Origin of the sequence: Streptomyces sp. NPDC038707, from assembly GCF_040636485.1 — a bacterium.
Lineage (GTDB): Bacteria > Actinomycetota > Actinomycetes > Streptomycetales > Streptomycetaceae > Streptomyces.
This window is the reverse complement of the sequence record NZ_JBEZUP010000001.1, coordinates 522,115-542,557: the sequence shown is the minus strand read 5'-3', so window position 1 is coordinate 542,557 and position 20,443 is coordinate 522,115. Positions and strand designations below refer to the sequence as shown.

The 20,443-nt window shown below is 73.4% G+C and carries 14 protein-coding genes; 10 read left to right on the top strand and 4 right to left on the bottom strand.

Annotation, left to right across the window (positions count from 1 at the left end; genetic code table 11):
- Positions 1 to 34 precede the first annotated feature (34 nt).
- Together AB0E62_RS02410 and AB0E62_RS02405 are read left to right on the top strand one after the other, a co-directional pair.
- A complete protein-coding gene (locus AB0E62_RS02410; RefSeq protein ID WP_362186802.1) occupies positions 35 to 514 on the top strand; it encodes an SRPBCC family protein in 480 nt (159 codons plus the stop codon).
- Between the two features lie 186 nt (positions 515 to 700).
- Positions 701 to 1,606 (top strand): EamA family transporter, encoded by a 906-nt coding sequence (locus tag AB0E62_RS02405; RefSeq protein ID WP_362186799.1) that lies wholly within the window; start codon positions 701 to 703, stop codon positions 1,604 to 1,606.
- Between the two features lie 741 nt (positions 1,607 to 2,347).
- On the opposite strand, the gene AB0E62_RS02400 is transcribed toward AB0E62_RS02405, so the two are convergent.
- The 3 genes from AB0E62_RS02400 to AB0E62_RS02390 form a co-directional block, all read right to left on the bottom strand.
- Positions 2,348 to 3,277 (bottom strand): PmoA family protein, encoded by a 930-nt coding sequence (locus tag AB0E62_RS02400; RefSeq protein ID WP_362186796.1) that lies wholly within the window; start codon positions 3,275 to 3,277, stop codon positions 2,348 to 2,350.
- On the bottom strand, positions 3,274 to 4,389 hold the full coding sequence (locus AB0E62_RS02395) for a Gfo/Idh/MocA family oxidoreductase (protein WP_362186793.1): 1,116 nt from the start codon (positions 4,387 to 4,389) through the stop codon (positions 3,274 to 3,276). Before AB0E62_RS02395 ends, AB0E62_RS02400 begins: the two co-directional genes overlap by 4 nt.
- 291 nt (positions 4,390 to 4,680) lie before the next feature.
- A complete protein-coding gene (locus AB0E62_RS02390) occupies positions 4,681 to 4,962 on the bottom strand; it encodes a metal-sensitive transcriptional regulator (protein ID WP_181795595.1) in 282 nt (93 codons plus the stop codon).
- Positions 4,963 to 5,305: 343 nt separating this feature from the next.
- On the opposite strand from AB0E62_RS02390, the gene AB0E62_RS02385 reads away from it, so the two are divergent.
- Positions 5,306 to 7,558 carry a heavy metal translocating P-type ATPase gene (locus AB0E62_RS02385; RefSeq protein ID WP_362186967.1) on the top strand — a complete coding sequence of 751 codons (2,253 nt, stop codon included), beginning with the start codon at positions 5,306 to 5,308 and terminating at the stop codon, positions 7,556 to 7,558.
- A gap of 70 nt (positions 7,559 to 7,628) precedes the next feature.
- Here AB0E62_RS02385 and AB0E62_RS02380 read toward each other — a convergent pair whose 3' ends face one another.
- Positions 7,629 to 8,774, bottom strand: a complete 1,146-nt coding sequence (locus tag AB0E62_RS02380; RefSeq protein ID WP_362186790.1) for an aminotransferase class I/II-fold pyridoxal phosphate-dependent enzyme — start codon at positions 8,772 to 8,774, stop codon at positions 7,629 to 7,631.
- Positions 8,775 to 9,900: 1,126 nt separating this feature from the next.
- Here AB0E62_RS02380 and AB0E62_RS02375 point away from each other — a divergent pair.
- From AB0E62_RS02375 to AB0E62_RS02345, 7 genes are all read left to right on the top strand, one after another.
- The gene (locus tag AB0E62_RS02375; RefSeq protein ID WP_362186787.1) at positions 9,901 to 12,930 is read left to right on the top strand and encodes an amino acid adenylation domain-containing protein; all 3,030 of its coding nucleotides are present in this window, start codon (positions 9,901 to 9,903) and stop codon (positions 12,928 to 12,930) included.
- A gap of 7 nt (positions 12,931 to 12,937) precedes the next feature.
- Positions 12,938 to 13,723: a leucyl/phenylalanyl-tRNA--protein transferase gene (locus tag AB0E62_RS02370; protein ID WP_362186784.1), complete on the top strand. Its 786-nt coding sequence runs from the start codon at positions 12,938 to 12,940 to the stop codon at positions 13,721 to 13,723.
- Positions 13,724 to 13,807: 84 nt separating this feature from the next.
- Positions 13,808 to 14,569 (top strand): N-acetyltransferase, encoded by a 762-nt coding sequence (locus tag AB0E62_RS02365; protein ID WP_362186781.1) that lies wholly within the window; start codon positions 13,808 to 13,810, stop codon positions 14,567 to 14,569.
- Between the two features lie 90 nt (positions 14,570 to 14,659).
- Complete coding sequence (locus tag AB0E62_RS02360; RefSeq protein ID WP_362186778.1) at positions 14,660 to 15,718, top strand: methyltransferase; 1,059 nt, start codon at positions 14,660 to 14,662, stop codon at positions 15,716 to 15,718.
- Positions 15,715 to 17,991 (top strand): acyl-CoA dehydrogenase family protein, encoded by a 2,277-nt coding sequence (locus AB0E62_RS02355; protein ID WP_362186776.1) that lies wholly within the window; start codon positions 15,715 to 15,717, stop codon positions 17,989 to 17,991. Before AB0E62_RS02360 ends, AB0E62_RS02355 begins: the two co-directional genes overlap by 4 nt.
- Positions 17,988 to 18,650 (top strand): hypothetical protein, encoded by a 663-nt coding sequence (locus AB0E62_RS02350; RefSeq protein WP_362186773.1) that lies wholly within the window; start codon positions 17,988 to 17,990, stop codon positions 18,648 to 18,650. The genes AB0E62_RS02355 and AB0E62_RS02350 overlap by 4 nt, the downstream gene beginning before the upstream one ends.
- A gap of 156 nt (positions 18,651 to 18,806) precedes the next feature.
- Complete coding sequence (locus tag AB0E62_RS02345; RefSeq protein ID WP_362186770.1) at positions 18,807 to 20,402, top strand: MFS transporter; 1,596 nt, start codon at positions 18,807 to 18,809, stop codon at positions 20,400 to 20,402.
- The last annotated feature ends 41 nt before the right edge of the window (positions 20,403 to 20,443 follow it).

The window sequence follows — 20,443 nt, the reverse complement described above, 5'->3', positions numbered from 1 at the left end:
GGGAGATCACACCAGTGAGAACGGAGACGTGGAGATGAGCACGGTCAAGGAAGCGGTGGAAGTCGGCGTTCCGGTGCACACCGCCTACAACCAGTGGACGCAGTTCGAGAGCTTCCCGAACTTCATGGAAGGCGTCGAGGAGGTCACCCAGCTGGACGACCGGCACAATCACTGGACCACGAAGATCGGCGGGGTACGGCGGGAGTTCGACACCGAGATCGTCGACCAGCTCCCGGACGAGCGGATCACGTGGCGCACGGTCGGCGGCGACACCAGCCAGCGGGGCAGCGTCCGCTTCGAGCGGGTGGACGACACCCACACCCGGGTGGAGCTGGTCATGGACATCGAGCCCAGCGGGGCCGTGGAGAAGGCCGGGGATCTGATCGGCACCTTCGACCGCCGCGTCAAGGGCGACATGAAGCGGTTCAAGGAGTACATCGAGGAGCGCGGCGCCGAGTCGGGCGCGTGGCGCGGCCGGATCGCGCCGGGCGACACGAGCGGTCCGGCGCTGTGAGCCCACGCCGTGCGGTGTGACCGTACCGGGCCGGGCGGCCTGCCCCCGGCCCGGCGGTCCGCGGCCTCGGTCCGTGCCGCGTTCCGGGGCACCGCGCCCGATGAGGCCGCAACGGCCTGAAACCACCTGGACGCGGCGTCGAGCCGGCAAAAAGTATGCGTCGTGTGAACCGACGGAGCCGGCGCTGTGTCCGCTGGGGCGGGTGAGGGGGTGGAGGGCACCCCCTCCGCGCGGATCTGGGCCTGTCTCGGCGCCGCCCTCGTCCTGTGGGCGTCCGCGTTCGTGGGGATCAAGGCGGTCCTGGACGACTTCAGCCCCGGCCCCCTGGTGCTGCTGCGCTTCTGTGTCGCCTCCGTCAGCGTCGTGGTGGTCCGGGCGGCCACGTCCCGCCGCCCGCTCAGGCCCCCACCGGTCCGCGATCTTCCCCTGCTGCTGTTGTGCGCCCTGCTGGTGATCGTCGTGTACAACCTGGGCGTCACCTACGGGGAGTCGACGGTCAGCCCGGGAACGGCCGGTTTCCTCGTCGGCCAGGCCCCTGTGGTCAGCACCGTCCTGGCCTCGGTCGTGCTGCGCGAGAAGGTGGCGGCGGTCGGCTGGGCGGGCATCGGCCTCGGCGCGACCGGCACGGTGGTCATGCTCTTCGCCGATCAGGCCGGCCTCCGGGTCAATGCCGGCGCCCTCTGGGTCCTCGCCGCGACGCTCGCCGAGAGCGTGTACTTCGTGCTCTCGAAGCCGCTGCTCGGGCGGTACGGCTCGACGGAGTTCAACGCCGTCGTGACGGTCCTGGGGACCGTGGTGATGCTCCCCTACGCGGGCCGGCTCGCCCACGAGCTGCCCGCCGCCTCCCCCGCGAGCGTCGCCGTGGTCGGCTACCTCGGCGTGTTCCCGGCGGCCGTCGCGTATCTGCTGTGGAACCACGCCATGACCCGGCTGAGTGTCTCCGCCATGACCTCGGCCCTGTACGCGCTGCCCGTCCTCACGATCCTCGTCGCCCTGGTCCTGCTGCACACACTGCCCACCGTGGCGGGCCTGGCCGGCGGGGCGGTCTCCCTCCTCGGCGCGGTCCTGGTCAACCGGCGTCGGCCGCCCTGAGTCCCGCGCCGTCCGCGCGGCCGGACCGGCCCCTCAGGTGCCGTCGGGCACTGGCAGTGTCGTGCCCGGCAGCGTGTACCCGCGGCCGCGCATGCCGTGACCGGCCGGGTGGGTCCGGCGCGGCACGCGGTCACGTCCCCGAGGTGGGCCGGCTCGCCGATCTCCAGTCTCCGGCGCGTCGAGCCGGGCGCCGGCGCGCTCCGCGGTGGCCAGGGGCGCCGGCGCGCCAGAGCGCGCCGGCGGGGCACCCTGGTGCGGACCAGGCGGGCGGCGGTGCGCTGGAAGTCCCGGTAGGGGCCCGCGTCCCCGGGGCCCGCGTCCCCGGCGGCAAGGCCCTCGCGCAGCACGAGGAGGCCCTCGGCCGCGAGGTCCCCGCGCCGCCGGGCCGCCGCTTCCGTCCGGGGGCCGGTGTCCGGCGGGAGCGTGGCCGCCGCCGCGTAGCTCCCCGGGACCGGCGAGTACCTCGGGCGGAAGGGCGAAGACCGGCGTCCCCGGCCTCGGACAGACCGCTGTTCTCCCTCAGCACGGTGACGCGCGGCCCGCCGCCCCGCACCGTGCGGTGGACGGTGCTCGGGGTGAACCGGGCGACCGTGCCCGGTCCGAGGGACATGTCCCGGTAGCCGTCGGGGCCGAGGGGCTGCACCGCGCCCGGGCCGCAGGTCATGACGTACGCCTCGGTGCGCACCAGGTGCGGGTGCGGGCTGCCGCCGCACACGCCGGGCAGCCGGGACTCCGGCTGTCTCACCACGGCAGGGCCTCCAGGTGGGCGGCGATCCGGTCCCGGTCCCAGGCGCCGTCGGCGATCACCAGCCGGTAGCGGTAGCCGAAGGACTCCCCCGGCGCCAGGGCGAACTCCTCGAAGAACGCCCAGGAGAAGGCGACCGAGGGGATGGGTTCGGCGCGGACGAACCAGTGGGACGCGTGGACCGCCGTCGCCTCGTCCAGGTTCTCCGGCGCGTGCGCGAAGACCAGCGTGGAGTGCCCGTCGGTCTCGTCGCGCTCGGCGGTGAAGGCCAGCCAGGGCCCCTGACCGCCCATCAGGTCACCGGCGTCGGCGTCCCCGGTGCCGGGTGCGAGGACCCGGCCGCCGGTGAAGTCGCGCGGGCCGCGCCACTGCAGGCCGGTGTACCCGGCCAGTTCGCGGCCCGCCGTGGTCGGGGAGCCGAACACCAGCGGCTCGGCGCGGATGTTGGTGAGCCTGATCGACCAGTCCAGCGCCCAGGCACCGGCCTCCTCGTCGACCGAGTGGACCCCGATGCGGCGCTCCTCGCGGGCCCACTCCTGCCCGCCGTGCGCGACCCAGGTCAACTCCTCGGTGACGGTGAGCCGTTCGTCCTCGACGTCGAGGGCGGTGAAGCCGTCGTGGCGCATGGAGCCGACCCGGTCGGGCAGGGCGAGATAACCCCGGCCGGGCACATAGCTGTTGCCGCCCCAGAAGTTCTGCCCGGACAGGTGACTGGCCGTCATCTGCACGCCCTTGTGCCAGCGGTGGTCGCTCGGGCGGTACCCGGTGACCGTACGCCCGGCGAGGGTGCGGACGGGGTGCGCGTAGGGCTTGGGGGACTCGAAGGGGTCCGGGTCGGGGCGGTAGACGTAGCGGAGGATCTCGGTGCCGTTCGGCGCCTGGACCGCGAGGTGTTCGCCGTGGACGTGGCTGACGCGGATGCTCACGCGGGCTCCTTCGGGGCCCAGTCGGGGTGGCCGCCGTGCATGGCCGTCCAGTGGGGGTCGCCGGGGCCGATCTCGCCGGCGCGCACGGGCAGCCCGGTGAACGCCGCCTTGTACAGCGCGGCGGCGAACTCCACGGCCGCGCGGGCGTCCTGGCCGCTGCCGGGCGGCCGTATCCCCTGGTCGTAGGCGTCGAGGAAGGCGCCGAGCTGCGCGGTGTGCGAGCTGGGCACGTTCCGCGCGGGGGCGCGCCAGGCGGCGACGCGCTCGGGGTCGACGTGCGGGGCCGGGGTGTAGACCCAGTCGTCGTTGCCGTGTCCGTACAGGTGGGTCAGCTCCACCGTGGCGTCGGCGCAGTCGATCCGGATGCGGCTCACCTCCTGAGGGGACAGAACGCTGTTGACGACGGTGGCGAGCGCGCCGCCGCGGAAGCGGACCAGGGCGGTGGAGACGTCCTCGCTCTCGATGTCGTGGACCAGGCGGGCCGCCATGGCCCGGATCTCCTCCCACTCGCCGAGCAGGTGCAGCAGCAGGTCGTACTGGTGGATGCCGTGGCCCATGGTGGGTCCCCCGCCCTCGGTGGCCCACCGGCCGCGCCACGGCTCGGCGTAGTACGCGGCGTCCCGGTGCCAGGTGGTCTGGCAGTGCGCCACCAGCGGGGCGCCCAGTTCGCCGCGGGCGAGGAGGTCGCGGGCGTGTGCGGCGCCCGAGCCGTAACGGTGCTGGAAGACGACCGCGGCGAAGGCGCCGGACGCCTCCTCGGCGGCGGCGATGTCGTCCAGTTCGGCCTGGGACAGGCAGAGCGGCTTCTCGCACAGCACCCAGGCGCCCGCCTCGAGCGCGGCCACGGTCTGCTCCCGGTGCAGCGCGGGCGGGGTGCCGATGAGCACGAGGTCCGGCCGGGCCTCGTCCAGCATGGCCGCGGTCGAGGTGAACCCGGCGACCCGGGCGCCCGCGAGCTGCCGGAAGGCGTCCAGCCTGCCCTCGTCCGGATCGACGGCCGCGACGAGTTCGACGCGCTCGCCGTGGGCTCTGAGCGCGGGCAGATGGCCGCCGGTGGCGATGGCGCCGGTGCCGATCACGGCGGCACGGCGGCGGGGTGCGGGCAGGGACATGCGGCGCTCCTCGGGGATCGACAGGACGCGGGCCGCCATGGAAGCCGGGCAGCCGGGGAGTCACGGCGACCATGGAAAGCGCTTGCTAGCGTACGCGGACGACCCTAGGGGCGAGCGGAGGCCGGGACAAGCCCCGGGCCGGGAGTGCGGGGAGCCGGAAGGGCGCGCGCCGGCCCGCCTCGGGGAACTCGCCCGTCGGCAGCGCGACATGCCGGGCGGGAGTCCGCGCACGGCAGGAGACGTACGTGGGGCGGCGGTCGGTGGCACCGACCGCCGCCCCACGGAGATCCGTCAGGAACGCACCAGGCGCGCGATCGCGTCGGACGCCTCCTTCAGCTTCCGTTCGCGCTCCTCGCCGCCCTCCGCGACCGCGTTGCTCACGCAGGTGGCCATGTGCTCGTCGAGCATCTGCAGGGCGAACGACTGCAGCGCGCGGGTCACCGCGGACACCTGGGTGAGGACATCGATGCAGTACGTGTCCTCGGCCACCAGCCGCTGCAGGCCGCGGACCTGGCCCTCGATACGGCGGAGCCGCATCATCACGTCATCCTTGTGCTTCTTCTGCCCCGCCATGACTCCGCTTCCCTTCCCTCTCCCGAGGGATGCCCCGCAGCGCGGCGCGCTCCCTCCAGCAAGATACCCGCGGCCCCTGCCAACCACCCGCGACCGACCGGTCATACCCGGCGCGACATGGGAATGCGCGGCAGCGCCGGGCGACTTGGCCCCGCACCGGCGCGCGGACCGGGCCCTCGGCGGACACACCCCCTGGCTGCATAGGGCCGACGCTCCCTCCCGGGCTTGCCTCCGGGTGGGAGCGAGGGTATATATAGCTCTACCGATACCCTGTAGGGGTATGCAACCAGCCGCGGTCAGCCTCCTGGTCCGCCGGCCCCGCAGTCCCCTGCCGAGGAGCATGATGGCGACAACCACCCAAGACCTGGCCCAAGTCGAGCTGAACATCGGCGGGATGACGTGCGCCTCGTGCGCCGCCCGGATCGAGAAGAAGCTCAACCGCATGGAGGGAGTCGAGGCCACCGTCAACTACGCCACCGAGAAGGCCAGGATCACCTACTCCCCCGTCCTCCAGGTGGCGGACCTGATCGCCACCGTAGAGGCCGTCGGCTACACCGCGGCGCCGCCCGCGCCCGCCGTTCCGGAAGGCGGCGCGGCGGACGAGACCGGCGGCCGGGCGGACGACGAGCTGCGCCCGCTGCGCGAGCGGCTCGTCACCGCCGTGGTGCTGGCCGTGCCGGTCATCGTCCTGGCGATGGTGCCCGCCTGGCAGTTCGACTACTGGCAATGGCTCTCCCTCACCCTGACGGCTCCGGCGGTCACCTATGCCGCCTGGCCCTTCCACCGCGCGGCCTTCACCAACCTCCGGCACGGCGCCGTCACCATGGACACCCTGATCTCGGTCGGCACCGCCGCCGCGTTCCTGTGGTCCCTGTGGGCGCTGTTCTTCGGCTCGGCCGGCACCCCGGGGATGACCCACGGCTTCGAGCTGACCATCTCCCCCTCGGACGGCGCCGGGAACCTCTATCTGGAGACCGCGGCCGGGGTCACGGCCTTCCTGCTCGCGGGCCGGTACTTCGAGGCACGCTCCAAGCGCATGGCGGGCGCCGCCCTGCGGGCCCTGATGGAGCTGGGCGCCAAGGAGGTCACCGTGGTGCGCGGGGGCCGCGAGGAGCGGATCCGGATCGAGGACCTGGCCGTGGGCGACCGGTTCGTCGTCCGGCCGGGCGAGAAGATCGCGACCGACGGCACGGTGGTCGAGGGCAGTTCGGCGGTCGACGCCTCCATGCTGACCGGTGAGTCCGTGCCCGTGGAGGTCGGCGAGGGCGACGCCGTCACCGGCGCGACCCTGAACGCCGGCGGCCGGCTCGTCGTCCGCGCGACCCGCGTCGGCTCCGACACCCAGCTGGCCCGGATGGCGCAGCTGGTGGAGGACGCGCAGAACGGCAAGGCCGCCGCGCAGCGGCTCGCCGACCGGATCTCCGCCGTCTTCGTGCCCATCGTGATCGGCCTGGCCGTGGCCACCCTCGGCTTCTGGCTCGGCAACGGCGCGGGCGCCACGGCGGCGTTCACCGCCGCCGTCGCGGTGCTCATCATCGCCTGCCCGTGCGCCCTGGGCCTGGCCACCCCGACGGCCCTGCTGGTCGGCACCGGCCGCGGTGCCCAGCTCGGCATCCTCATCAAGGGGCCGGAGGTGCTGGAGACGACCCGCAAGGTCGACACCATCGTGCTGGACAAGACCGGCACCGTGACCACCGGCCGGATGAGCCTGCTGGCCGTGCACCCGGCCGAGGGCGTGGACGAGTGCGAGGTGCTGCGGCTGGCGGGCGCGCTGGAGCACGCCTCCGAGCACCCCGTCGCGCAGGCGGTGGCCGCGGGTGCCGCCGACCGGGTCGGCACCCTGCCCGTCCCGCGGGACTTCAGGAACCTGCCGGGGCTCGGGGTGGAGGGCGTCGTCGACGGGCACCGCGTCCTCGTCGGCCGGCAGAAGCTGCTCGCCGAGCGGTCCATGGAGCTGCCCGCCGCGCTGGCGCGGACCGGTGCCGACGCCGAGGCCGCGGGCCGTACGGTCATCACGGTGGCCTGGGACGGCGAGCCGCGCGCCGTGCTGGAGGTCGCCGACGCCATCAAGGAGACCAGCGCCGAGGCCGTCCGGCGGCTGCGGGCGCTCGGGCTGACCCCGGTCCTGCTCACCGGGGACAACGAGAGCGTCGCCCGGTCCGTGGCCGCCGAGGCGGGCATCGACCAGGTGATGGCGGAGGTCATGCCCGAGGACAAGGTGGACGTGGTCAAGCGTCTCCAGGGCGAGGGACACGCCGTCGCGATGGTCGGGGACGGCGTCAACGACGCCGCCGCGCTGGCACAGGCCGACCTGGGGCTGGCCATGGGCACCGGCACGGACGCGGCCATCGAGGCGGGCGACCTCACCCTGGTCCGGGGGGACCTGCGGGTCGCGGCGGACGCCATCCGGCTCGCCCGGCGCACCCTCGGCACCATCAAGGGCAACCTGTTCTGGGCGTTCGCCTACAACGTGGCCGCCCTGCCGCTCGCCGCGAGCGGGCTGCTCAACCCCATGATCGCGGGTGCCGCGATGGCGTTCTCGTCGGTGTTCGTGGTCAGCAACAGCCTGCGGCTGCGCCGCTTCAAGGCTGCCTGAACCACACCGCGGCGGTGGGGCGGACCAGGGGGTCCGCCCCACCGCCGTCTGTCCGCGCGGCCCGGGTACGTCAGGGCAGACACCGACGCATCCGGTGCAGGATGTCCTCCAGGATGTCCCGGGAGGTGGCGAAGTTGAGGCGTACGAAGCCCTCGCCGCCCGGTCCGAAGGCGCGGCCGTCGTTGAGCAGCACCCGGGCCTTGTCCCGGAGGAACGTGTGCGGGTCGGGGTGCGGCTCCCGTTCGCGGAAGTCCAGCCAGGCGAGGAACGTGGCCTCGGGCATCCGGTAGCCGACGCCGGCCGGGAGCCCGTCGCGCACCAGTGCGGCGTTGCGGGCCAGGACCTGCCGCAGCCGTGCCAGCCAGTCGTCCCCGTGCTCCCAGGCGGCCAGGGTGGCGGCGACCCCGAAGGTGTTCGGCTCGCCGTACAGGTGGGTGGGGCGGGCCAGTGCCTCGCGCACCCCGGCCGCGCCGACATGGGCGACGGCGCAGCGCACGACGGGCACGTTGAACGCCTTCGTGGCCGAGGTCAGGGTCACCGTGCGGGCGGCCACCTCGTCCCCGAGGGAGGCGAAGGGGAGGTGCCGGTGCGGGTCGTGGACCAGGTCGGCGTGGATCTCGTCGGCGACGACCAGCAGATCGTGCCGGAGCGCGAGTTCGGCCAGGGTCCGCAGTTCCTCGCGGCGTAGCACCCGGCCCGTCGGATTGTGCGGGTTGACCAGCAGCAGGACCCGGGAGGTGCCCTCGCGCAGCTCCCGGTCCAGCCGGTCGGTGTCGAACGTCCAGCCAGCTCCGTCCGGGGCGCAGGGCACCGGGTGCAGACGTCGGCCCATGCTCGCGATGGTCTCCAGGAACGGCGGATAGGCCGGGGTGTGCACCACGACCCCGTCGCCCGGCCGGGTGGCGGCGTTCAGCACGGCTTGCAGGCCCTGGTTGATGTCGGTGAACTCCCGTACGTGCGCGGAGTCGAGCCGCCAGCCGTGGCGGGTACGCATGCGCTCGGCGAAGGCGGTCCGCAACGGGTTCTCCGCGGCCCGTCCGTCCCAGGACGGGTAGCCGAGGTCGCTGTCCACGCACCGCAGCAGGGCCTCGCGCACGGCCGGGGCGGGCGGGAAGTCCATCTCCGCGATCCAGGCCGGAAGGACGTCCGGCTCGGCACGGCTCCACTTGGCACCGGGGCGGCGGGACAGGGCGCGGACGTCGAGGTCGTCGAACATGGGGTGCCTTTCTGCTGCCGTGCGTCATCGCGGGCGGGCGGCCGGCGCGATCGGGGGCGTCCGCCGTCGGTGACCCTGTCGCCGGTCGCCGCCTGGCCCGGGGCCGTGCCGAGGGGCGTGACATGCCCCGGGAGGGAAGGTGGCTCATGGCGTTCTCCAGGTGCGGCCGGGCGACGGCTGGGCGGTGGTACCGGGAACGGCGCGGCGGAACGTGGTACGGGAGACCGGGCCGGCCTCCGGATATCTCACGGCCGACGCCCGGAATGTCGCGGATAATCGCCGGTTAACCGGACGCCAATGCCCGGGCATCGGCGACGACAGCCCGGTCCTGGCATTTCCGAAAGGGGAGCGGGGTACGGCCGGTCCCGGCCGGTCCGGAGAAGTCGCGCAAAAGCCGCTCCCGCATACGGATTGGAGTCCTGTGCCACTTCTCTTATACCCATACCCCCTAGGGGAAGCAAGGTGTTCGGGCACGGAGAAGGGGGCGGCCCGGCCCGAGTGGCGCATCGGATTGTCGCCCGATTACCGGCCCCCGCCTTCCGCGCGAGGCACCGGTGTGAGCGGCTTCACTTCTCTCTTTTTCCCCGCGTGACTCCCTCCCCATACCTGGTTCCGCTCTCCGGAAAAGCGATCTTCCCCGTTGACAACGCCTACCCCCGTAGGGTTACCTCTGCACGGTCGCAACAGAGCACAGTCGGCGCCAGGTCGAGTACCCGGGCACAGCAACTGACGTTCGGTTGAAGATGGGGGACGGCAACGATGGGCACATCCACGATGCAGGAACCGAGCGCGACCGCACCCCGCTGTCTGTGACGGCGCCGGGGCACCCTGAACACGTACTCTGACACCTCCGTGGCCGATCGGCTCGCCCGCCCGGTTCCCCGGAGCCGGCCGACCCCCTTCCGTGTGGTCGCCGAGCCGTGTCCGCGCGCCCGCCGCCTGCCGGGCGCGGTGACTTCTTCCTTCTGAATTCCCGCCCGTAGCCAACGGATTCACTGCACACCGGCACCCCGGCCTGCTGCCCGTTCACCCAGGGCCGGCGCAATCCCAGGCACGAGTCCGCCGTGCGCTCACGCACGCCGGCGGACGGTCAGCGTTCTCATACCCGCACTGGACGAGAGGACCCATGGACATCATCGGGAAGCCGTACGCACACGAGCGCTTCGCCGCGGTGGCGGCGGCTCGTGGCGAGGCGACAGCGGTGGAACACGACGGCCGCCGGATCAGCTACGCCGAACTCGACGCGCGTTCGGGCCGGTTGGCCCGGGAGCTCCGGGCGCGCGGAGCGGGGAGCGGAGCGGTGGTCCTGGTCCACCTGGAGCGCTCGATCGACCTCGTCGTGGCGTTCCTCGCGACGCTCAAGGCGGGGGCGGCCTATCTCCCGGTGGAGCCGGGCGTCCCCGGGGACCGGCTCGCCGCCCATGTCAAGGAGACGGGCTGCGCGGTGGCCGTCACCCGCCCCGAGCACACCGGCCGGTTCACCGGGCTGCCGGTGACGACCCTGGACCCAGGGGCCGCCGGCGCCGGGGACTCCCCCGGCCCGGGGCCCGCCGCCCAGGTCGGGCCGGACGACACCGCGTACGTCATCTACACCTCGGGTTCCACCGGAGCCCCGAAGGCCGTACCGGTGGCCCACGCCTCCCTCGCCCATCTGTGCCACAGCGTCAACGAACGCTACGGCGTCGGGCCTGAGGACCGGGTGCTGCAGTTCGCCGCGATCTCCTTCGACACCTCCCTGGAGCAGATCCTCAACACCCTGCTCAGCGGCGCGGCCCTCGTGCTGCCCGAGTACGCCTGGGCACCGAGCGAACTGCCCGGCCGGCTGGTGTCGCTCGGCATCACGGTCATGGATCTGACCCCGCCGTACTGGCGTGCCTTCCTCGCCGAACTGGCCCGCGAGCCCGTCGAGTTGCCGGTGCGGCTCACCATCGTGGGCGGCAGCGCGGTGCACGCCGAGGACTGCCGGACCGCCCTGCGGCTGATGCCGGGCTCCCGCCTCGTCAACGCCTACGGGCTGACCGAGACGACGATCACCTCCTGCACCATGGAGATCACCCCCGAGGCGCTGCCGGACCGGGGCCCCGCACCCGTCGGACGGCCGCTGCCCGGCACCGTCGTGCGGGTGCTGGACGAGCGGCTGCGCCCGGTTGCGGCCGGGCGGCACGGCGAGATCTATCTCGGCGGCCCCGGCGTCGCCCAGGGCTACCTCGGCGACGAGGCGCGGACCCGCGAGCGGTTCGTGACCCTGCCGGGCGCGGCGGCGGACGCGGGGACCCTGTACCGTACCGGCGATCTGGGCGGCTGGACGGCCGACGGGAACCTCGAGATCGTGGGGCGGGCCGACCGGCAGCTCAAGATCCGCGGCTTCCGCGTCGAACCGGCCGAGATCGAGGCCGCGTTGTCCGCGCACGACCTCGTCGACGACGCCGCGGTGACGTCCTTCACCCACCGCGGGGAGGACCAGCTCGTCGCCTACTTCACCGCCCGTCGCACCCCGCACCGGCTCGACGCCGGGGAACTGCGCGCCTTCACCGCCCGCCGGCTGCCCGCCTACATGGTCCCGGCCCGGTTCGTGCAGCTCGACACGATGCCGACCACCGCGCACGGCAAGATCGACCTCGCCGCGCTGCCCGACCCGTCCGAGCTGCCCGCGGACCGGCCGGCGACCGGTGCCGGGGCGCCCCCGGCGAGCCTGGTCGAGCGCGCCGTCGCCGGGCTGTGGTGCCAGGTGCTCGGCGTGGAGTCGGTGGAACCGGGCGACAACTTCTTCGACCTCGGCGGCAATTCGATCCTGGCGGCCGAGCTGATGGCCAAGGTGCGGGCCTCCCTCGGCGTCCTGATCACCCAGGTGCGCCCCCTGATCCGGCTGCTGCTCGACGACGCCACGCTGCGCGGTTTCGCCGCGGCGGTGGAGTCGGCCCGGGCGGGCACGCTCGGCGCGGACGGCACGGCCCCGGCCGACCTGCGGGCGGACACCGCCGTCGATGTGCCGGTCCGGGCACGGCCCACCGAGACCGCGTGGGCGGACCCGGCCCATGTCCTGCTCACCGGGGCCACCGGCTTCCTGGGCGTCCACCTGCTGCGCGACCTGCTGCGGACCACCCGCGCCACCGTGCACTGCCTGGTGCGGGCACGCGACGCCCGGCACGCCGTCGAGCGCATCCAGAACACCGCGCGACGCTATCTCGCCGAGGACCTGGCCGGGTACGTGGCGTCCGGGCGGATCTCGGCGGTGCCGGGCGACCTGGGCCGGCCGCGCCTCGGGCTGACGGAGGCGGAGTTCGACCGCTTCGCCAGGACGGTCGACGTCATCCACCACCCGGGCGGACTGGTCAACTTCATCTACCCGTACGCACACATGCGCCCCGCCAACGTCGAGGGCACCCGGGAGATCGTGCGGATGGCGGCACGGTACCGGAACATCCCCGTGCACTATGTCTCCACGATGGCCGTGATCTCCGGCTTCGGCACCGCCGGCGTCCGGCATGTCACCGAGGAGACACCGCTCGGCCATCCGGAGCGGCTGTCCGTGGGATACGTCGAGAGCAAGTGGGTCGCCGAGGGACTGCTGCTGAACGCGGCCGAGCAGGGCCTGCCGGTCGCCGTCTACCGGGCCGCCGACATCTCCGGCGACCGCGCGACCGGCGCCTGGAACACGGCCACCGAGATGTGTGCGATGAAGAAGTTCATCGTGGACACGGGTACCTCGCCCGTCGCCGAACTGCCCCTGGACTACACCCCGGTGGACTGCTACTCCGCCGCACTGCTGCACATCGCGTCGAGCAGGCTGCCGGCCGGCGAGATCTACCACCTGACCAATCCCGGCAAGGTGAACGTCTCCGTGCTGGCCGACCGGCTGCGGGCGCACGGACACCGCATCCGCGAGGTTCCCTGGGAGGAGTGGACCGACGGGATCGTCCGGATGGCGGTCGAGCGGCCCGACCACCCCATGACCCCGTTCGCCCCGCTGTTCATCGACCGCTGCTCCACCGGCGAGATGAGCGTGGCCGAGATGTACCTGGAGACGACGTTCCCCGTGTTCACGCGGGACAACGTCGACCGGGCGCTGCGCGGCAGCGGCATCGAGATCCCGCCCGTGGACGCCGAGCTGCTGGACCGCTACATCCGCTACCTGACCTCCATCGACTTCCTGTGAGGCGGACGTGTACATCCATACGCTGGCGCGTACCGGCGGCTCATGGGAGTCCCTGGACGTCCTCGGTGCCCCGGCGGACGGGCCCGTCGCCTTCGGGGGCGACCTCGGACCCCAGTCCCTGCTCGCCGCCTACCGGCGCGGCCTGTACCCCTTCCCGGCGGCGACGGAAGAACAGCGGATCGTCAACGAGCTGCTCCACGAGGCCGAAGTCGCCGCCGGTGCGGTGAAGGTGCTGCCCGGCCGCGAGGAACCCTTCTCCATCGCCTGGTGCTCCCCCGACCCGCGGCCCGTCATCCCCGTGCGTGAGGCCCGGCTCCAGCGCAGCCTGCGCCGGCAACTGCGCCGCACCCCGGAGTGGACGACGACGGCGGACATGTGCTTCGAGCGGGTGGTCCGCCAGTGCCGTACCGGGCGCAGCGAGCAGTGGCTCACCGACGACCTGCTGCGGGGCCTGTGCGTGCTGCACGAACTGGGCCACGCGCACAGCGTCGAGGTGTGGGAGGGCGACGAACTGGTCGGCGGCACCTTCGGCATCCGGGTCGGCGCCGTGTTCAGCGCGGACTCGCAGTTCACCGTGCGCAGCGGCGCGGGCAAGACGGCGGTCGCCGACCTGACCCGGCGCTTCGCCGCGGCCGGCGGGCTGGCCGTCGACGTGCAGCGCGACGGCGACCACGTCCGGCTGCTGGGCGCGCGGCCGGTCCCCCGGGCACGTTATCTGGCCCTGCTCGCCGGCCGGCGCGCGACCCGGCCGCTGCCCACCGAGCGGCTGCCCGCCCGCCGGCTCGCCGGGTGAGGACCACGCCCGCCACCGTGCCCGCGCACACCGACGGGAGCAGGCCATGAGCACCACCGTACGCGGACCGACGGGAGCGACTTCATGAGCACCACCGGCACCAGCCTGCGCGTGACCAGCCTCGCCGAGCGGCCCGACCTGGAAGAGGCGATGATCATGATGGAGTCGTCGTGGCCCGCCTACATCCGCCCCGAACCGCTCCTCGTGGACTGGGCGCTGCGCCGGCACGCCGAGTACCAGCTCGTCGTCCTGGACGAGGAGGACCGCGTCGTGGCCAGGGCGGCCGCGGTGCCCTTCGCCTGGGACGGCGACCCCGACGGGCTGCCCGACACCGGCTGGGACGAGACGCTGCGCCAGTGCCTGACCGACACCGCCGCCGGCCGCGAACCCACCGCACTGTGCGCGCTGGAGATCGCCGTCGTCCCGGGCCGCCTCGCGCAGAACCTGTCCGGGTACACCCTGCGCGCCCTGACCGACCGGGCGCGTGAGCGGGGGCTCGGCGACGTGGTGGTCCCGGTGCGGCCCAGCGGCAAGCACCGGTACCCGTGGCAGCCGCTGGCCGAGTACCTGGCGCGGCGCCGGCCCGACGGGCTGCCCGAGGACCCCTGGCTGCGGGTGCACGTACGGGCGGGCGGCGAGGTGCTGCGGGTGTGCCCGGCGTCCATGACGATCTCGGGGAGCCTGGCCCAGTGGCGGCAGTGGACCGGCCTTCCCCTGGACGCCGACGGCCCCGTGGAGCTGCCCGGCGCCCTGACCCCGCTCACCGTGAACACCACCCACGACCACGCCGTGTACGTCGAACCCAACGTCTGGGTCCGGCACCGCCTGACCGGCCGGCGCCCCTGACGTTCCGGCACGCACGCGCCGGCGCCCCCTGCCGGCGCGAGAAGTCCGGCCGGCCTTCCCCGAGCGACACCACCGAGAAGGAGTACGACCATGAGCACGACTCCCCACGACGTCCTCGCCACCGGCGCACTGGATCTCCGTGCCGCCCTGATCGAGCGGATCGGCGGCTACATGACCGCGCACGGCATCGGTGTGGCCGCCGAACTGGGCCTCGCGGACCTCATCGGCACCGGTACGCGCACCAGCCGCGAGCTGGCCGACGCGACCGGCACCCACGAGCCCTCGCTGCGGCGGCTGTTGCGCATGCTGGCCGCCGTCGGCATCGCCGAGGAGCCCGAGCCGGGCCGCTTCGCGCTGACCGGCGTCGGCTCCCAGCTGCGCTCCGACTCCCCCGACTCGCTGCACAAGTTCGCCAAGATGTTCTGCCACCCCGTCTTCTTCACGTCCTGGCAGAGCCTGCGGCACACCGTCACCACCGGCGAACGCGCCTTCGACCACGTCCACGAGACGGGCATCTACGACTGGCTGGCCCAGCACGGCGAGACCAGCGCCCTGTTCAACGAGGCGATGAGCGAGGAGTCCCGGCTCTCGGCCGCGCAGCTCGCCGCGGGCCACGACTTCCCGGCGACCGGCACCGTGGTGGACCTCGGCGGCGGCGACGGCACCCTGCTCACCGCGATCCTCCAGGCCCGGCCCGGACTGCGGGGCATCGTCTTCGACAGTCCGAGCGGTGTCGCCGAGGCCCCCGCCACCCTGGGCAAGGCCGGTCTCGCCGACCGGTGCGAGGTGCGGTCCGGCGACTTCTTCCAGGCCGTGCCGGACAGCGGCGACCTGTACATCATCAAGAGCGTGTTCCAGGACTGGGGCGACGACGAGGCGCGGGCGATCCTGCGCACGGTCCGGGCCCACATCCCCGCATCCGCCGCCCTGCTGATCGTCGGCACCGTCCTGCCCGAGACCGCCGACACCTCCGCGCCCGTCGCGTACTTCACCGACGTCAACATGATGGTCACGACCGGCGGCCGGGAACGCACCGAAGGGGAGTTCCGGGCACTGCTGGAGGAGGCCGGGTTCGCCGTGCGGTCGGTCGGGCTGGGACAGGCCGGACCGCTGTCGGTCATCGAGGCCGTTCCCGCCTCCGCGGCATGACGGCGGACGGCATGCCGCAGCCGCAGACCCCGCCCTGCCCCGAACGGCCGGGGTTCGCCGCCGAGTTGTTCCTCGGCCGGCCGGGGACGGAAGCGCTCACGCTGCCCGCGGGCGATCCGCGCCGGCTGGATCCGGCGGAGGAGCGTTTCCTCGCGCGCCTGCGGGACTTCTGCGAGAAGGAGGTCGACAGCGCCGCGATCGAGCGCGACGACCGCGTACCCGACGGGGTGATCGAGGGACTGAAGGACATCGGCGCCTTCGCCATCCGGCTCCCGCGCCGGCACGGCGGCCTGGGCCTGTCCACCCACTGCTACCTGCGCGCGCTGATGCTCACCAGTACGACGCATCCGGCGCTGAGCGAACTGCTCGCCGCCCACCAGGCGATCGGGCTGGTCCAGCCGCTGCTGCTGTTCGGGACCGACGAGCAGCAGCGGGCGTTCCTGCCGCGGTGCGTACGGGAGATCTCCGCCTTCGCCCTCACCGAGGCCGACATCGGCAACGACCCGTTCCGCATGCACACCACCGCCGTGTACGACCCGGACTCGGACACCTATGTGCTCGACGGGGTGAAGACATGGACCACCAACGGGGTGATCGCGGACCTGCTCGTGGTCATGGCCGTCGTACCCGCCGGGGAGCGCGGCGAGGGAGGTATGACGGCGTTCGTCGTGGAGGCGGACGCGCCCGGGGTGACGGTGGAGCGCCGCAACTCCTTCCTGGGGCTGCGCGGTCTGGAGAACGGCTGCGTCCGGCTGCACCGGGTGGTCGTGCCGGCGGGCCACCGGATCGGCGCGGAGGGCGAGGGGCTCCCGATCGCCCTCGCCGCGCAGGACACCGGGCGGCTGTCGCTGCCGGCCGTCAGCGCCGCCGCGGCCAAGTGGAGCCTGCGGATCGCCCGGCAGTGGAGTGCGGCCCGGGTGCAGTTCGGGCGGCCCCTCGCCCGGCACGACGCGGTGGCCGGGAAGGTGTCCTTCATCGCCGCGACCGCCTTCGCACTGGAGGCGATGGTCGAGGTCATCGCCCGGCGCGCGGAGACCGGCGACGCCGACACCCGGCTGGACGCCGAACTGGCCAAGCTGTTCGCGTCGGAACAGGCCTGCGTCGTCGCGGACGAACTGGTGCAGCTCCGGGGCGGCCGGGGCTACGAGACCGCCGAGTCGGCCATCGCCCGGGGCGAACGCGGCGTCCCGGCCGAGCAGTTGCTGCGCGACGTCCGGGTCGGCCGCATCTTCGACGGCTCCAGCGAAGCACTCCGGTCCTTCCTGGCCCAGGAGTTGATCGAGACACACCTGACCTCCGCGGGTACCCGGGAGACGACGCCCGACCGGGCCTCGGCGGACGTCGTGGATACGGCGGACGCCGTCGGCAAGGGGGCGGACACCGGAGAAACGGCCCAAGCCGAGGAGGCCGCACGGACCGGGAAAGCTTCACGCACCGGAGAAGCCTCACAAGCCGGATCCACCTCACGGGCCGGGGAAACAGCGGACGCCCGGAAGACCGCGGCGACCGGGAAGCCGGGGCACGCCGGGCACACGGCACCGACCGGAGACGCGGCGCCAGCCGGGGACACGGCGAGAGCCGCAGACACAACGCCAACCGCAGTCGCGGCGCGAACCGGAGAGGCGGCGCAAGCCAGGGACGCGACGCAAGCCGGAGACACGGCGCAAGTCACGGACACAGCGCAAGCCGGAAACGTGGCGGGCGCGCAAGGGCCCGCAGGTGCCATGGCCCCGGCCGGACCGGACGGGGCGGCGTACCGGCACGGCGGTGTGCTCGACGCTCACCTGGAGTTCGTCGTCCGGACCAGCCGTCGTATCGCCGGCGAACTCGCCGCGGTCGCCGCCGAGTCCGGCCGCGAGGCCGGTGGTCTCGACGAGCGGCAGCGGTTCCTCGGCAGGATCGTCGATGTCGGTGCCGAGCTGTACGCCATGGCCGCGAGCTGTGTCTACGCCCGGGCACTGGGCGGTGCCGACGGCTCCCCGGGCGAACTCGCCGACGCCTTCTGCCGGCAGGCACGGCTGCGGGTGGCCGAGTCGCTGGCCCGGCTCGGCGAGAACACCGACGCGACGGACCGCGCGGTGACGGGCCAGGTGCTGGACGGCCGCCACGCCTGGCTGGAGGAGGGAGTGGTGGACGTCTCCGTCGACGGGCCCTGGATCGCCGAGCAGCGGCCGGGGCCGGCGACGGGACCGAATCTGCGGCGGGTCGTCCGGCCGGCGGGACCGCCGAGGACCAGCCGGCCAGCCGGCGGAACGACGAGGAGGAGCCGGTGAACACCGTGACGGACGTCCTGGAGGCGGCGCGGCTGCGGATCGCCGAGGACACCGAGCCCAACCGCTTCCTCGAGGCGCTCGAACAGGGCCGTGTGCCCGAGGAACGGCTCACGTGGCTCGCCGGGGAGCTGTACCACCTGGTGAGCAGCGACCGCCGCAGCTTCGCGCTCCTCGCCGCCCGCTTCCCCGAAGCCCCGGCGGGCGACCTGTTCCTGGCCATGGCCCGGGGCGAGGACCAGGCCCTGGAACTGCTCGGGGGCTTCGCGACGGCGCTCGGCCGCACGCCGAAGGACCTGCGGGCCCACGAACCGCGGCCGCTCGCCCAGGCCTACCCGGCCTACCTGGCGCGTGCGGCACTGTTCGGCACCGCGAGCGACACCGCGCTGGCGCTGCTGGCCAACGTGGCGGAGTCCACCCTGACCTATGTCCGGGTGGCCGATGCCCTGGTGGCGCGGTACGGCATCGAGGAGGGGGCGCTGGAGCACTTCCGCTTCTTCGCCGACACCCCGCAGGCCCTGCTGGACCAGGCGACGGCGACGCTGGCGGACGGCCTGGCCGGCGGGGACGACCCGGTGGCCGCCGTGCGCTGCGCGGCGGCCGTGCACGCGCTGGAGGCCGCGTTCTGGAACTGTCTGGCACGCGGTCTCGGCACGGCCTGAGCGCCCGAGTGCCCCACCCCTCCGCCCGGCTTGACACCCATACCCCCCACCCGTATTTTCACTGCAATACCCGGTAGGGGTATACCTGTGTGCCCGGTGGCCGTGTCGCGGCGCGGCGCGGTCCCGCCGCAGGTCTCGACGAGGAGAGGAGTGCTGATGTCTTCGGCAGGAAGTCCGCAGTTACGAGCAGGGGGTAAGCAGTGGGCCGCGCTGGGCCTGCTGGTTCTTCCCGCGCTTCTGCTGTTCATGATGCTGACCATCCTGTTCCTGGCCATCCCCTATCTCGCGGCGGATCTGCGGCCCAGCAGCACACAGACCCTGTGGATCCTGGACATCTACGGCTTCCTGATGGCCAGCCTGCTGGTCCTGATGGGCACGGTGGCCGACCGCTTCGGCCACCGGAACCTGCTGATCACCGGGGCACTGATGTTCGGGCTGGTCTCGGCGGCGGCCGCCTTCACGGACTCGCCCGAACTGATGATCGTGTGGCGGGCGCTGCTCGGCGTGGCGGCGGCCATGCAGATGCCGACCACGCTCGGCCTGATCTTCACGATGTTCCAGGACCCGAAGCAGCGGGGCGTCGCCATCGGCACCTGGGCGGCGGCCATCTCGGCCGGTGTCGCCCTCGGCCCGCTGCTCAGCGGTCTGCTGCTGGAGGCGTTCTCCTGGCGGGCCACATTCTTCGTCGCCGTACCGGTGATGGCGGTCGTGGTGATCGGCTCACCGCTGCTGCTGCCGGGCCGACAGGGCCCCAGCGCGGGCCGGCTGGACCTGCTCAGCGCCCTGCTCATGCTGCTGACGCTGCTGCCGCTGATCTACGGCGTGAAGTCGTTCGCCACCACCGACGCACCGCTGGTCTCGGCCCTGGCCGTCTTGGCCGGCCTGATCTTCGGGGTGGTGTTCGTCGTCCGCCAGCTCCGCTCCGCCGAACCGCTGCTGGACGTCCGGCTGTTCAAGAACCGTACGGTCAGCGGGGCGCTGGGCGTCTTCATCCTCTCGGCCATGGGCCTGGGCGGCGTGTATCTGATGTTCACCCAGTACCTCCAGCTGGTGAAGGCCCTCTCGCCGCTGAGGACCGGGTTCGCGATCCTCCCCGCGGCCCTCGTGCTGATCGTGGTCGCGATGCGCTCCCCGGTCCTCGCCCGGCGCGTCCGGCCGGGGTACGTCATCGCCACAGGGCTCGCCGTCCAGGTCGTCGGCTACATCCTGTTCACGCTCGTCGACAGCACCACCGGGCTGCCCTGGGTGATCGTCGGCTTCATCGTGCTCTACCCGGCGGTCTCCCCGTCCATGGCGCTGACCACGGACCTGGTGGTGGGCTCGGTGCCGCCGGAGAAGGCGGGCGCGGCCGGCGGGCTGGCGTCGACCGTCAACGACCTCGGCATCTCGCTGGGCGTCGCCGTCATCGGCACCATCGGCACCGCCGTCTACCGCGACGGCATCGACGACAAGCTGCCCGACGGCCTGTCGGAGCCGGCCGCCTCCGCCGCCCGGGAGAACCTCGACGGCGCCGTGGCCGCCGCCGGAGAACTGCCCGGCCGGGTCGGGGACCAGTTGCTGGGCGCGGCCAGGGACGCCTTCACCAGTGGGCTCAACGTCGCCGCGGGCACGGCCGCGGTGATCGCGGCGGCGGGCGCCGTCGCCGCGGCGCTCGCGCTGCGCCACGTACCGCCGACCGGCTCGGCGGTGCCCGGCGGAGGGACCGACGGGGCCGGTCCGGCCCCGTCGGTCCCGGCCGCGGACTCCGACTGACAGTACCGACAGCACGGCCCATCCACCGATCTCGACCGGAC

Bases quoted from the DNA above. Each gene is read 5' to 3' on its own strand.
- AB0E62_RS02410 (WP_362186802.1), top strand. From the start codon at position 35: ATGAGCACGGTCAAGGAAGCGGTGGAAGTCGGCGTTCCGGTGCACACC.
- AB0E62_RS02355 (WP_362186776.1), top strand. From the start codon at position 15,715: ATGACGGCGGACGGCATGCCGCAGCCGCAGACCCCGCCCTGCCCCGAA.
- AB0E62_RS02390 (WP_181795595.1), bottom strand. From the start codon at position 4,962: ATGGCGGGGCAGAAGAAGCACAAGGATGACGTGATGATGCGGCTCCGC.
- AB0E62_RS02365 (WP_362186781.1), top strand. From the start codon at position 13,808: ATGAGCACCACCGGCACCAGCCTGCGCGTGACCAGCCTCGCCGAGCGG.
- AB0E62_RS02380 (WP_362186790.1), bottom strand. From the start codon at position 8,774: ATGTTCGACGACCTCGACGTCCGCGCCCTGTCCCGCCGCCCCGGTGCC.
- AB0E62_RS02395 (WP_362186793.1), bottom strand. From the start codon at position 4,389: ATGTCCCTGCCCGCACCCCGCCGCCGTGCCGCCGTGATCGGCACCGGC.
- AB0E62_RS02360 (WP_362186778.1), top strand. From the start codon at position 14,660: ATGAGCACGACTCCCCACGACGTCCTCGCCACCGGCGCACTGGATCTC.
- AB0E62_RS02385 (WP_362186967.1), top strand. From the start codon at position 5,306: ATGGCGACAACCACCCAAGACCTGGCCCAAGTCGAGCTGAACATCGGC.
- AB0E62_RS02375 (WP_362186787.1), top strand. From the start codon at position 9,901: ATGGACATCATCGGGAAGCCGTACGCACACGAGCGCTTCGCCGCGGTG.
- AB0E62_RS02345 (WP_362186770.1), top strand. From the start codon at position 18,807: ATGTCTTCGGCAGGAAGTCCGCAGTTACGAGCAGGGGGTAAGCAGTGG.